The organism is Streptomyces sp. NPDC051064 (assembly GCF_044455985.1).
In the GTDB taxonomy this organism is placed as follows: domain Bacteria; phylum Actinomycetota; class Actinomycetes; order Streptomycetales; family Streptomycetaceae; genus Streptomyces.
In genome coordinates this window covers 165790-179103 of record NZ_JBITFK010000007.1, presented here as the reverse complement: position 1 = coordinate 179103, position 13314 = coordinate 165790, and the positions used below count along the sequence as shown (strand labels likewise).

The 13314-nt window shown below is 73.3% G+C and carries 11 protein-coding genes and 1 pseudogene; 7 read left to right on the top strand and 5 right to left on the bottom strand.

Annotated features, from left to right (window positions below):
* The 5 genes and pseudogenes from ACIBCU_RS25285 to ACIBCU_RS25265 form a co-directional block, all read left to right on the top strand.
* Positions 1–372 (top strand): annotated as a pseudogene (locus ACIBCU_RS25285) (hypothetical protein); the annotation flags it as partial.
* 119 nt (positions 373–491) lie between these two features.
* A complete protein-coding gene (locus ACIBCU_RS25280; RefSeq protein ID WP_362927619.1) occupies positions 492–1172 on the top strand; it encodes a class F sortase in 681 nt (226 codons plus the stop codon).
* A 96-nt stretch (positions 1173–1268) separates the two neighbouring features.
* Complete coding sequence (locus tag ACIBCU_RS25275) at positions 1269–2306, top strand: NADP-dependent oxidoreductase (protein WP_362927618.1); 1038 nt, start codon at positions 1269–1271, stop codon at positions 2304–2306.
* Positions 2307–2342: 36 nt separating this feature from the next.
* Positions 2343–2717, top strand: coding sequence for a MerR family transcriptional regulator (locus tag ACIBCU_RS25270; protein ID WP_362927617.1), 375 nt, complete (start codon positions 2343–2345; stop codon positions 2715–2717).
* A gap of 52 nt (positions 2718–2769) precedes the next feature.
* Entirely contained in the window at positions 2770–7287 is a 4518-nt protein-coding gene (locus tag ACIBCU_RS25265) for a HEAT repeat domain-containing protein (protein WP_399234167.1), read from the top strand.
* Positions 7288–7291: 4 nt separating this feature from the next.
* Here ACIBCU_RS25265 and ACIBCU_RS25260 read toward each other — a convergent pair whose 3' ends face one another.
* Both ACIBCU_RS25260 and ACIBCU_RS25255 read right to left on the bottom strand, forming a co-directional pair.
* Positions 7292–7846 carry a DNA polymerase ligase N-terminal domain-containing protein gene (locus ACIBCU_RS25260; protein WP_399234165.1) on the bottom strand — a complete coding sequence of 185 codons (555 nt, stop codon included), beginning with the start codon at positions 7844–7846 and terminating at the stop codon, positions 7292–7294.
* 138 nt (positions 7847–7984) lie between these two features.
* Positions 7985–8509, bottom strand: coding sequence for a DUF4232 domain-containing protein (locus tag ACIBCU_RS25255; RefSeq protein ID WP_362927614.1), 525 nt, complete (start codon positions 8507–8509; stop codon positions 7985–7987).
* Between the two features lie 194 nt (positions 8510–8703).
* On the opposite strand from ACIBCU_RS25255, the gene ACIBCU_RS25250 reads away from it, so the two are divergent.
* Positions 8704–9621 (top strand): family 16 glycosylhydrolase, encoded by a 918-nt coding sequence (locus tag ACIBCU_RS25250; RefSeq protein ID WP_399234162.1) that lies wholly within the window; start codon positions 8704–8706, stop codon positions 9619–9621.
* Between the two features lie 54 nt (positions 9622–9675).
* Entirely contained in the window at positions 9676–10668 is a 993-nt protein-coding gene (locus ACIBCU_RS25245) for an aldo/keto reductase (RefSeq protein ID WP_399234160.1), read from the top strand.
* 9 nt (positions 10669–10677) lie between these two features.
* Here the strand turns inward: ACIBCU_RS25245 and ACIBCU_RS25240 are convergent, their stop codons facing one another.
* The 3 genes from ACIBCU_RS25240 to ACIBCU_RS25230 all read right to left on the bottom strand — a co-directional run bounded on the left by ACIBCU_RS25240 (position 10678) and on the right by ACIBCU_RS25230 (position 13295).
* Positions 10678–11859, bottom strand: a complete 1182-nt coding sequence (locus ACIBCU_RS25240) for a serine/threonine-protein kinase (RefSeq protein WP_399234158.1) — start codon at positions 11857–11859, stop codon at positions 10678–10680.
* A gap of 242 nt (positions 11860–12101) precedes the next feature.
* Positions 12102–12791, bottom strand: coding sequence for an HAD family hydrolase (locus ACIBCU_RS25235; protein ID WP_399234156.1), 690 nt, complete (start codon positions 12789–12791; stop codon positions 12102–12104).
* Between the two features lie 24 nt (positions 12792–12815).
* Positions 12816–13295 carry an Lrp/AsnC family transcriptional regulator gene (locus ACIBCU_RS25230; RefSeq protein ID WP_362927609.1) on the bottom strand — a complete coding sequence of 160 codons (480 nt, stop codon included), beginning with the start codon at positions 13293–13295 and terminating at the stop codon, positions 12816–12818.
* Between the last annotated feature and the right edge of the window lie 19 nt (positions 13296–13314).

Sequence of the window (13314 nt, the reverse complement as noted above, 5' to 3'; positions counted from 1 at the left end):
GCCGGTCTGTCGGCCGACGACTGGGAGAAGGACAAGGACAAGGACAAGGAGTCCGGTTCCGGCAGCAACGACGACCGTGAGAAGCCGGACTCGTGGGAGCACGAGAAGCCCGAGGGCGGCGTCCACGCCGGTGGCGGTGCGCTGGCCGGCGTGTCGGCGGACGACTGGGAGAAGGACAAGGAGTCCGGCTCCGGCGACAGCGAGCAGACCTGGAAGCACGAGAAGCCCGAGGGCGGCGTCCACACCGGCGGTGGAGCGATGGCGCTCTCCGGCAGCGGCCTGGCCGCCGGTTCGGTGCTGATGCTCGGTGGCCTGGGTGCCGCCGCGTACAAGCTGCGCCGCCGCAACGCCTCGGGTGCGGCGGCCGCCTGACCGGCGCTCCGCACCGTTGACCGAATCTGTCGTGGCCGCCGTCCCCTCCGGGGCGGTGGCCGCGCCGATTTTCCCCGTACAGCCGCCCGTCCCTCCCGTACGCGAAAGGCAGCATGCGCATGGCCGCCCCGCAGCCGTCAGAACCAGTCCCCGCCTCCCCGGCCCTCGGCCGCTCCCTGCTGTGGCCCGTCGCGGCGGTGGGGCTGGGCTTCCTCCTCGTCTACAACTCCTTCGACGCGTCCGCCGGAGTCCCGCCGGCCCCCGCCGTGGTGTCCCTGCCCGCGGCCTCGGCGCCCACACCGTCGGCATCCGCGTCCTCCGCCGGCCTCGGGCTGGCCCGGTCCGAGCCCGAACGGATCTCGATCAAGTCGATCGCCGTCGACGCTCCCTTCACGCCCCTGTCGATCGGCCCCTCCGGGCAGCTGGACGCGCCGCCCGCGAACGACGCCAATCTCGCGGGCTGGTTCAAGGACGGTGCCACCCCTGGCGAGCGCGGCACCTCGGTGGTCGCCGGGCACGTCGACACCAAGACCGGTCCCGCCGTGTTCCTGCTGCTCAGCACGCTCAAGGCGGGTAACACCGTGGACATCACCCGCCGGGACGGCTCCGTCGCCACGTTCAAGGTCGACACGGTCGAGACCTTCAGCAAGGAGGACTTCCCGGACGACCGCGTGTACGCCGACAACGGCACCGCCCAGCTGCGGCTGATCACCTGCGGTGGTGTCTACGACAAGAAGAAGAAGGACTACGAGGACAACGTGGTGGTGTTCGCCCACCTCGCCTCCACCACGAACTCCTGAGGCGGTCCGGCCCTTGCCCTTGACGCACGGGGCAGGGTTTAGCGTCTGCGTGCTTCCGGCCGGCCGGCCCGGAGCACGCAGACGAGGAGTCCGCCCATGACCGCACGCCCGACCCTGTCGCGTACCTCCCGGGAGGTACGGCTCGCGGCCGTCCCCGACGGGCTGCCGCGCCCCGAGCACTTTCGTGTCGTGGAGCAGCCCCTTCCCCGGCCGGGGAAGGGGGAGGTGCTGGTGCGCAACACGTACTTCCAGGTCTTCCCCGCCCTGCGCACCCTCATCGGCGGCGGGGTGGAGGGCGCGCCCTTCTCCGGTCTGAATCCTGGGGACGCGCTGTTCGGCCCAGCCGTCGGTGAGGTCGTGGCGCGGCGCGGTCCCGCCGGACCGCCCGTGGGGGCGACGGTCTCGCACTTCCAGGGCTGGCGGGAGTACGCGGTGGTGCCCGCCGCCGAGTGCACGCTCCTCGACGGCGGCGGGCTCCCCGATCCGGCGGCTCATCTGTCCCAGGGCTCCCTGGCGTACACGGCGCTCACCCGGATCGCGGAACTCCGGCCGGGGGAGACCGTGTTCGTGTCGGGCGGGGCCGGGGGCATCGGGTCCATGGCAGGCCAGATCGCCCGGTTGCTCGGGGCCGGACGTGTCATCGGGTCCACGGGTTCTCCGGCCAAGGCCCGGAGGATGACGGACGCTCTCGGATACGACGCGGTCGTGGCGAGGGGCCCGGAGGAATCCCTGTCGGCCCGGCTGGCCGGAGCGGCTCCCGAGGGTATTGATGTCTTTGTCGACATGGTCGGGGGTGAACAGCTGCGGGCGGCCGTACGGGCCGCACGGCCCGGCGCCCGTTTCGTCCTGGTCGGCACGCTGGCGGGCCAGCTGTCCGGAGACGGGGGCGGCACCACGGCGCCGGTCGAGATCGACACCTTCCAGCTGGTCGTCAAGCGGATCACGATGCGGGGGATCACCGGGCTGGACCATCCCGAGGCCCAGGGCGAATGGACCCGGAAGTTCGGAGAGTGGCTGCGCTCGGGCGAGATCACCTTTCCGCATGTACGGATCACGGGCATCCACAACGCACCTTCCGCGTTGCACGAGTTGATGGCCGGACAGCATCTCGGCACAGTGGTGGTCGAGCTGTAGCACCGGGACGGCACAGCAGCAGGTGGGGGTGGGGAGATGCGGATCGGTGACGCGGCGGCGGCTGCCGGGACGACACCGAGAGCGCTCCGGTTCTACGAGGAGCGGGGGCTGCTGCCCCCTCCGGCGCGCAGCACCACGGGGCAGCGGCAGTACAGCGCACGCGATGTCGCCCGGGTCGGGTTCATCCGGGAGCTGCTGGCCCTGGGTCTCACCGTGGAGGATCTGAGCCACTGCGCGGACCGTCTCGACCTGCTGATGGACGATCCGCCGCAGCGCTGCGGCGGATCGGGTGACGGGGACGCGGAGAGCCCGGGGGTCGCCGCGCGGAGACTGGCCGTCCTCGACGCGGAGATCGCCCGCCTCACCCGGCTGCGCGAGCAACTGGCGTCCCGGGTCGGGGTGGTCCGCTGACAGCACCGGTATCCACTGGCTGAGCCGTCCCGTACGCACCTAATATCCCCGGGTGACCACGAGCCCCGCGGACGCGCGGATACAGCAGCGACACACGGGCCGTCCGGGGCGTGACATGGCGGTTGACCTCTGCCCGGTCTCCGAGCTCGGCCGGCTCGTGGGACACGCGGACCGTCGTACGAGGCATCTGGGGCTCACTCTCCTCGCCGAGCGGGTGGCCGGGACCCACCTGCCGGCCGGTGAAGCGGCCGAGCTGGCGGCACTGCTGCCGCCGGACGTTCCCGAGTCGCCCGACGAGTCGCTCCTCCTGGCCGGGCTGCACGGGCGTCTCGGGATCCACCTCCCGCACGGGCTGCCCGCCTGGCGTACGGTCCCGCTGCCGGAACGGGTACGGATCGCCTGGCTGCGGGCCGAACTCCTCACCGATCCCTCTGCGCTGCGCGACGAGCCGCCCGGCGAAGCGCTCCACCAGGCCGTGCGCTCCATCGACGCCTGGGACGCCCACCGGCCGGACCGGCTCGTGGCGGAGGTCCTGGACACCCATGACCCCACCCTGCGTGCGGAGGCGGTCCGGCTGATCCGGCAGGGCCTGCACGCCGGCCTGCTGGCCCCCGGCCTCGCCAGGGACCATCTGGCCGGGCTGCTCGGCGCGGACCCGGACGACACCGCCGTCGAGGCCGCCGCCCTGGAGGAACTGGCCGAGCCCTGGGCGGCGTCGGACCCCCTTCCCGCCTCCCTCTTCGCCCCGTATCTCGACCCCGCCCGGCCGGGCGCGGTCGCGGCATCCGCGCTCACCGCCGCGGCCCGGCACGGGCACGGGTCGCTGCTGCCGCGTACGGCGGCGGACCCCGCCGCACCTCCGGCACTACGCCGACTGGCCATGGAACTCCTCGGTGATCTGGCGGGACGCGGCGACATCGGCACGCTCCTGGACATCGCGGCCCAGGACCCGCTGCTGCTCGGCGGCCCCGCGACGAGCTGTCTGCAAGGGCTCCACAGGCGCGGGCACTTCCCCGACGCGTCGCAGGCACCGGCCGTCGTCGGCCTGGCGCTGGCCGATCACTCGATCGATCCCCGCACGGTCGCGACGATCCTCTACACCTGCCGCCGGACGGTCCTGGACCTGCTCGTCGACGCCCCGGCGGACGACCCGGGCGCGCCGCGCCGGCTCGACCTGCTCGTCGCCCTGGCCGGGCAGGGGACGGGAGATCTGCCGATCGGGGCCGCCGTCACCCGGCTGCTCCCCTCCGCACGCGTGCCCGCGCCGTTCCTCGGCGCGATCCGCGCACTCCGTCACGAGGACGCCGAGGAGGCAGTCCTCGCGCTGCTGCCCGAAGTCCCGGCCGCCGCCCTCGACACGCTCGAAGCCATCGGCGGAGACCGCACCGTCGCGGCGCTGACCGAGGCGCTCGGCCCGGACCCCGACGGCCGTGGAACCGCGCCCTTCCTCCGCCCCGTACGCCACCGGGCACTCGAGCTCCTGTGGCAGCTCAACACCGATCCGGACCTCCGGCGCCACCTGCTCGCCCGTGTCGACCCCACCGCGGTGCCACCGGCCGTCGCGGCCGACCTCGGAGCTCCCGACGAGCGCGAACTGGCCCTGCTGGCCGCGGGTCCGGAGCCGGCCGACCCGGTGGCGGCCCTGTGCGCGCTCGCGGCCCGCGGGAGCGCCGCCACCCTGCCCGCCCTCACCGGCCTGCTGCTGAGGGTCGTGAGCGCACTGGCGGCCTCGTGGGAGACGGTGGAGACCGGCCCGCACCAGGAACCGGCCCGCGCCGGGGAGCCCGTGGTCCCCCAGGAGATCGTGGACGCCGTACGCGGTCTGGGAGGCCGCCTGCACGAGCGGCGCAGGATCAGGCCGTCCTGCCTGCTCGGTGCCCGGGACGCCCGGGAGGCCGGCGACGCGCTGATGGCCGGAATCGTCCTGGACCTGCTGGACCGGCCGGACCTGTCCGCCCGTCAGCAGTCCGTCCTCCTCGAAGTCCTGCGGCGCACACCGTCCGCGGAGACCCGCCCCCGCGTGCACCGGCTGCTCCGCCACCGCGATCCGCATGTGCGCAAGCAGGTGATCGCCCTCCTGGCCGCGGGCGCGGCGGGCGAGGACGCGCAGGCCCTGTCGGCGACGCTGATCGCCCTGACCCGGGCCGAGGACATCCAGACCGTACGGCAGTCGCTGCTGGCCCTCGGCCACGCGGAGGCGCGCTGGGCCTGCCCGGCGATCGCCGCACTCCTGGACCACCCCACGATGAACATCAGGAAGACCGCCGCGTCGGCCCTCGCGCGCGCCGGGACACCGGCCGCCGTGCCCGGCCTCCTGCGCGCACTCGGCCGCAACGACAACCCGGGGCTGCGCGCCGGCCTGGTCGCCGCGCTGCGCGCGGTGCTGGGGGACGCCTGCCCGGCCACGGTCCTCGCCGTCGCGGCGCGCACCGGCGACCCCCGTGAGCGCACGCTGCTGCTGGGGACACTCACCGGCACCCTCACCGCCCGCACGGTGGTCGCCCTGGCCGATCAGGGCTCCCCGCTCGTGCCGGACCTGCTCGCCGCGGTCGCCGACGGCCGGATCCGCCTCGGCGCGGGGAGCGCCGCCGGCCTCGCGGAGCTGTCGGCCGCGTACGGGATCGCACCGTCCGGCCATCTGCCGGCCGGCGAGGCCGAGTCCCGGGCCGTCCGGCTCGTCGACCACGGCTGGAGCGCGCCGGTCGCCCTGCGCCTCGCGGACAGCCCGGACGCTCTGCCGCCACGGCGGCTGAGGGAGCTGCGGCCGATGCTGGCCGAGTGGCTGTGCCTGGCCCGGTCCGTGCCGGAGGGCGCCCGCGACCGGGTCCTCGGCCTCGTCCTGCGGTTGTGCCCCGCACCATGGCCGGCCGACGAGCTGGAGAAGATGGCGGATTCCGTCCAGGTGCTGACGGACGGTCTCGCGGGTGAGCGGGAACACCGGCCCGGACTCCTCGCCGTACTCCAGGCCGTGGCGCCCCGGCTGCCCTGGCCGGAGCGCATGGCGCTCGCCGCTTCCGTACGCGCCATGACACCCCCTCAGCACGTGTCGGCGCTGCGGCTCCTCCGTGCCTGCGATGCCGTGCCGGTCAGAGGCGACCTGGACCGGGCCCTCGCCGCCGCCCGCCTCGACGACGACGTACAGGAGGCCGAGAACGCCGTACTGCGTGAGGCGTTCGGCATGCCGGAGCCGCCCATGCCCGGTGAGGAGGCGGAAGCGTGGCGGTCCGCGCTGCTCCCGGCCCTGCGCACCCGTCGCGCCCTGGAGGAGTTCCGGCGCCGCGCCCCGCACCCGCCGGACTCCAGGCAGCGCCTCAGCGCCCTTGTCGACGCATACCCCGATGCCGTCGACGACGGGGTACGCGCCCTTCTGGTCGACTGGATGACGGACCTTCAGCCCCTCGGAACGCCCCCGTGGACGCTCTCCGAGACAGCCGGCCCGGCTTCGGAAGTCGTACGCGACGCCCCCGGCCGGCCGCGTTCCGCCGAGCGGCGCACCCGGCTGATGGACACGCTGGAAGCGCCGGACCCCGGCCGCAGATCCGCCGCCGCCCGGCAGCTCCTGGACTGGCCGGAGCCGGAGACGGCACGCGCGATCCTCGACGCGTACCTCCGAGGACGTGTCGACCTGCCGCCCGGACAGCGCCTGGCGCGCGCACTGGCCACCGTCGCTCCCGCGGAGCTGAGCGGTGGAGGGATCATGCTCGCCAGGGTGGTCCGCCTCGCCCCGCACCTGGGCCCCTGGGACCTCGTTCCTCTGATCCCTCTGCTGCTCGGATGGTGGGAGCACGGCCCCGCCGGTCTCCGGACGGAAGCCGCCCACGCCCTGCGGACGGCACCCGCGGAAGTCCTGGCGGACCACCTCCTGCCCCGGATCGAGGCGGGAGCCTGGGGGCTCCTGGACCTGCTGGCGGGACGGCCGCTGCTGGGCTCCCCGGACAGGACGCGGATCCGGGAGCGGCTGCGCGCGGAGGGGCGGGACGACCTCGCCGAGAGGCTTCTCCTGGACAAGGGGCCGGGTTCCGGCCTCCGTACGACGGCTCCCGCCGGAGCGGTCCACCGGCCCGGGCGCGCCGAACTGCTGCGTCTGGCCCGGACCGGGGGACCGGAGCAGATACGCAGGGCCCTCTCCCGCCTCGCCGAGGAGCACACCGGCCGGGCCCCGGCCCCGGACCCCGCCCTGAAGGAGGTGATAGGTGAGCTGCTGACCCATCCCCGGCCCAAGGTCAGGCTGCACGCCCACCGGATCTCGCGCACCATGCTGGACCGGCCGGCCCACCTGCTCCACACGGCCGTACTGCTGGACGACCCGCAGCCGGACATCCGGCGCATGGCCATCAGGACGCTCTGCCACGCCGCCTGGGAACCCGCCGTTCCCGCGCTGGTCGCCCTGCTCGGCCACACGCATCCGGCGGTCCGCGGAGAGGCCGCCGAGGGGCTGCTGCTGATGGGCGGAGCCGCCGTCCCCGCTCTGCGGCACGCCGTCGGCCAGGCCCGTCCCGACAAGCGCTCCCGCTACACAGACGTCCTGGACCGGCTCACCGGGTCCGGCGACGCGCCGCCCCTCCGGTGAGTGCTCAGTGGGCGCGCTCCCGCTCGGCCACGGCGACCTGGTGCAGCGTGCGGCCGGTGCGGGCCGAGCGTGCGTGGTACGGATCGGGGGTGCCCGCCCGGTCGTGGACGGCCTGCCGGTCGTTCGCCTTGATCAGCAGCCAGGCCTCCGGCCCCCGGGTCCCTTCCTCGTCGTCGATGCGGAAGCGGGTGAGCGCGAACTCCCCGTGCAGCTTGGCCCCCTCGAGCCGGAACGTGGCGTGCCCGCGTTCCAGGGACTCGGCGAACGGCACGGGGTCACCCGCGAGGTCATGGCTGGTCGGGGTGTAGGTGCCCTGGTCCCAGACGATCACGGTGCCGCTGCCCTGCTCGTCCCGCGGAATGACGCCCTCGAACTCTCGGTACTCCAAGGGGTGGTCATCCGTCGGCACGGCCAGCCGTTTGTCGCTGGGGTTGTCCGACGGGCCGCGCGGCACGGCCCAGGACTTCAGGACGCCGCCGACCTCGAGACGGAAATCGAAATGCATGCGCCGGGCGTCGTGGATCTGCACCACGAAACGCCGTGTGCTCTCGGTATCCACGCCTGATCCTTCCGCCAGGATGCGGTAGGACGATGCGCGCCTGCCCGGCCGAGGCCGGGCAGGCCCCGCACAGCCCATGTCTCCACTGTGCGGCCGCCGCCCGCACGCCGCACGGTGGCAGCCGTGCGGAGAGTCCGGTCAGTCGGTGTACCGCTCGAGCGTCGCGTCGGCCGCCGCGCTCGAGCGGTGCCACCACGTGGTCACCGGCTCCCACACCCGGATCCCGTCCGCCGCCCCCAGCGAGGCGGAGTCGAAGGTCCGCCCGCGGTGCGCGGGGTCCCCGGCGACCGTCAGCCGGTCCACCACCCGCAGCTCCGTGGCCGCCGGGTCCAGGGTGCGCACCGCGGCGTAGCCGGATCCGCCCGCCGGCAGACGGTACGGACCGCTCTCGCCCTCGGGCACCGGCAGGGCCGGGCCGTCCAGGTCGCCGAAGACGATGGTGGGGATGCGGTCGACGACGCAGGCCTGGCGGCCCCGGTTGGTGACGCTGATGCGCAGCGTCTCGGGCTGGTCGGAGGCTGTGGCGGCGACCTTCAGGCTGCTCTCCCGACAGGTCGGGACAGCGGGTGCGGCGGAGGAGGCCGTCGCGGCACCGGCCGGAGCCAGCAGGGCGACGGCCAGGGCGAGGGTGGCGGGAAGGGTGACTTCGGTGCGGATGCGCATGAGTTGTCCGTTCCCCGCCGCGTCGACTTCTACCCGCACCCGCCCGGTCTGGACCAGATCCTTGACGGGCCTCGGACCACTCCCTTAAATCACGTGTTGAAAGATGCCGCCCGGGGCGAGCGTGCCAAGCGTTCACCTCTCGGTGTCCATCTGTCATGCGCATGACTGTCATCCCCCCACCCCGAAAAGATGTGATGACCGTGCATTCTCCCCACCACGCCGTGCGCCGCCTCCCCAGGAGGCGCCGTGCGACGCTGTACGCCGCACTCTCCCTGCTCTGCTGCTCCATGGTCATGACCGCACTTCCCGGCGGAGCCTCGGCCGCACCCGCCCCCCACACGGCTGCGTCCTCCACGACTTCCCGGACGGCGGCCGTGGCCTTCGCCGACGAGTTCGACGGCCCCGCGGGCTCGGCCGTCGACGGCGGCAAGTGGCTGACGGAGACCGGCGACAACGTCAACAACCACGAGCGGCAGTACTACACGGCGGGCAACAGCAACGCCGCCCTCGACGGCCGGGGCAACCTGGTCATCACCGCGCGCAAGGAGAACCCCGGCACCTACCAGTGCTGGTACGGGACCTGCGAGTACACCTCGTCCCGGCTGAACACCTCCGGTAAGTTCACCGCGACGTACGGGCACGTCGAGAGCAGGATGAAGATCCCGCGCGGACAGGGCATCTGGCCGGCCTTCTGGATGCTGGGCGCCGACATCGGCAGCGTCGGCTGGCCCGACAGCGGTGAGATCGACGTCATGGAGAACGTCGGCTTCGAACCCGGCACCGTCCACGGCACGCTGCACGGTCCCGGCTACTCCGGCAGCGGCGGCATCGGCGCCGGCTACACCCTCCCCGGCGGATCCGCCTTCGCCGACGACTTCCACACCTTCGCCGTGGACTGGGCCCCCGACTCCATCACCTGGTCCGTCGACGGAACCGTCTACCAGCGCAGGACACCCGCGGACCTCAACGGCAACGCCTGGGTGTTCGACAAGCCGTTCTTCCTCATCCTCAACCTCGCCGTGGGCGGTTACTGGCCGGGCGACCCCGACGGCAGCACGAGCTTCCCGCAGCAGCTCGTCGTCGACTACGTCCGCGTGACCACAGCCGACTGAGCGCGGACGCGGACCGGCGCCGGCCACCGCCGCCGGTCCGCGTGCGGACGTAGCATGATCCGTATGGAGCAGCGCACACTCGGCAGGACCGGCCGTGACGTATCGGTCGTAGGACAGGGCACCTGGCAGCTGGGCGGGGACTGGGGCGAGGTGCGGGAGGCCGATGCCTTCGGCGTCCTCGACGCCGCCGTCGAGTCGGGAGTCACCTTCTTCGACACCGCCGACGTCTACGGCGACGGCCGCAGCGAACAGCTGATCGGCCGCTATCTGAAGGAACGCCCGGACGCGGACGTCTTCGTCGCCACCAAGATGGGCAGGCGAGCCGAACAGGTTCCGGAGAACTACGTCCTGGACAACTTCCGTACCTGGAACGACCGCTCGCGCGCCAACCTAGGCGTCGACACCCTCGATCTCGTACAACTGCACTGCCCGCCCACGGCGGTCTACTCCTCCGACGCCGTGTACGACGCCCTCGACACGCTCGTCTCCGAGCAGCGGATCGCCTCGTACGCGGTGAGCGTGGAGACATGCGCCGAGGCGCTCACGGCCATCGCCAGGCCCGGAGTCGCGAGTGTCCAGATCATCCTCAACCCCTTCCGCCTGAAGCCCCTCGACGAGGTCCTCCCGGCCGCGGCGGAGGCCGGGGTCGGCATCATCGCGCGCGTTCCGCTCGCCTCCGGGCTGCTGTCCGGCAAGTACACCGCCGACACGGTCTTCGCTCCCGAGGACCACCGCACGTACAACCGCCACGGCGAGGCGTTCGACCAGGGCGAGACGTTCTCCGGCATCGACTACGCGACGGGTGTGGCCGCCGCCGCGGAGTTCGCCGGATTCGCTCCCGAGGGCGCCACCCCGGCACAGACCGCACTGCGCTGGATCATCCAGCAGCCCGGTGTCACCGGCGTCATCCCCGGTGCACGGTCGGTGGAGCAGGCCCGGGCCAACGCGTCGGCCGCCGCTCTCCCGCCACTCCCGCAGAGCACCCTCGACGCGGTGCGCGACCTGTACGACCGCCGGATCCGCGCAGAGGTCCACGCGCGCTGGTGAGCCGAAGGCTCAGTCGTCCTCGCCCTCGCCGTCCTGGGCCGGCTCCACCGCCGGTCCGGTCGGCGCGGGTGACTCGAGCCCCGCAGTCGGCGAGGAGCCGGGATCCGGGGTGTCCGCCGCCCCGGTGTCCGGTGCGAAGATGATCGTGCCCAGATACACCGCAGCCAGGAAGGCGACCGTACCGGCCACTGCACTCGCCACGCGCGGGCGGCGGCGGATGGCCTCACTCGTGCTGATCCGGCGCGTCGTGGCCGATCTGGCCGCGGATCTGGACGTCCGGGGTGCGGGAGCCGCCCGTCTGCGGCCGCCGGACTGCGGCAGCCGGTACGTCGACGGGCCCCCGGCGGCCTGGGCGCCCGGGGCCGGCGGCGGAGGGACATGCGCGGCGGGCCGCGGGGCGGCGGCCGCGTGGTGCGGCAGCGGCTCCGGCCGGCCACGCCAGGCATCCGTACGGAACCAGTCCGAGACCTGCTGCGCGCTCGGCCGGTCCTCGGGCTGCTTCGCCAGCAGGCCCAGGAGGTACGAGTCGAACGCGGGGGAGATGTCCACCCCCCGCTGCCTGACCGGCACCGGCGGCGTGTCCACGTGCTGGTAGAGCGTCGCGGTCGCCGTGTCCGAGCGGAACGGCGGCTGCCCGGCCAGCAGTTGATAGATGACGCAGCCCAGCGAGTACATGTCCGACGCGGAGTCCGCCGTACGGCCGAGGGCCCGCTCGGGAGCCAGATAAAGGCTCGTACCGACGATATGGCCGGCCGTGGTCAGCGCGGTGGAGGGGTCGTCGACGAACTGGGCGATGCCGAAGTCCCCGATCTTCACGGACCCGTCGGAGTCCAGCATCAGGTTGCCGGGCTTGATGTCCCGGTGGACGATGCCCTGCCGGTGAGCGGCGGCGAGACCGGCGGCGGCCTGGCCGGCGATACGGGCGACCTGCTCGGGATGGACGGTCTCCTGAGCCTCCAGCAGATCCCCGAGGCTCCTTCCCTCGACCAGCTCCATCACGAGATAGAAGCGGTCCTCCCAGGAGCCGAAGTCGAACACGGCCACCAGGTGAGGGTGGCTCAGACGCGCGGCCGTCTGCGCCTCGAGGCGGAAGCGTGCGGTCGACGAGGCATCGGCCTGGTCGCCCAGCAGCAGCTTCACCGCCACGGCCCGGCCCAGCACTTCGTCCGTGGCGCGCCACACCTCACCCATACCGCCACGACCGATGGGGGATATCAGCCGGTACCGCCCAGCAACCAGCACCTGTGCACACCAATCTCGAATTATGGCCCTCTCCGACTGCCGCGGCGGCGACCTCATCGGGCTCATCGCCTCGGTACGGTGCGTCGGGGTGCGCGGCATGATCAGGATATCTGCCCCCGGGGACCCCCGCTCGCCCGGCCGGAGCACGAGACGCCGGATCCGGCCAATCGGCGGGCCGGACCGGCTTGTTCTCACCCGGCGTGGAGCCAGTCCAGCACGGCGGCAGCGGTGAATTCCGCCTGCCCGCCCGGGAACAGCAACTCCGCCTTCCCGAACTCCGGGCCGTCGGCCGCCGCGTGGGCGTCGGGAACGGCGACGCAGCGCATTCCCGCCGCGTGAGCCGCCCGGACTCCCGGGACGGCGTCCTCCAGGACCACGCACGAGCCGGGGGCCACACCGAGCCGGCGGGCCGCCTCCAGGAACACGTCGGGCTCCGGCTTGCCGTGCGCCACCTCCTCCGCTGAGACGTACAGCGGGAGGTACGCCTCCAGCCCCGTGACCGCGAGCGAGGCCGCGATCGCCGCCCTGGAGGACCCCGACGCCACCGCCATCGGCACCCCGTCCTCGTGCAGCCGCTCGACGAGGGCCCGCATCTCCGGGAAGGCTTCGGTCGAGGCACCGGCGAGCTCCACGTACAGGGCGTTCTTGCCGGCCAGGAGTTCGTCGACCGGCGCCTCGATCCCGTACTCCTCCCGCAGGACCATGAGGGTCTCCCGGGTGCCGATCCCGATGAAGCGGGTGTGGTTCTCCCAGCTGAAGTCCCGCACGCCGTACCGGGCGAGCAGCCGGCGCCCCGCCTCGTAGTAGTTCGGCTCGCTGTCCACCAGGGTGCCGTCGAGATCGAAGAGTACGGGCGGGGCGGGGAAGGGCGCGGTCTTCATGGCCTCCAGCATGCCCGACGGTGATCAGCCGGGGCCCGCTGCCCGCCCCACCGACTCGACCAGCGGCAGGACCCGGTGTGCCACACGCTCGCGCAGAGCCACATCCGTCCGGGTCCTGACCACTCCGGGGAGCTGGATCAGCTGCTGGATCACATCCTCCAGATGCCCGTTGTCGCGGGCCACGACGCGAGTCAGGAGGTCGCCGCCCCCGGTCGTCGAGAACGCCTCGATGATCTCCGGGACGGCGGCGAGCGCGTCACCCACCTCGTCCAGATGCCCCTGCGTCACCTCCAGATGTACGAAGGCGAGTACCGGGTGGCCGAGGGCCGCGGGGGAGAGGGCGGGGCCCGTGCCCGTGATCACTCCGTCCCGCTCCAGACGGTCCATCCGGGCTTGCAGGGTCCCGCGTGCCACGCCGAGGATGCGCGCGTACTCGCGCACGCTGGTGCGCGGCTGCTCGATGAGCAGCCGCAGGATGCGGGTGTCGAGGGCGTCCACCGCCATGTCGGGCTGTGCTCCTCCT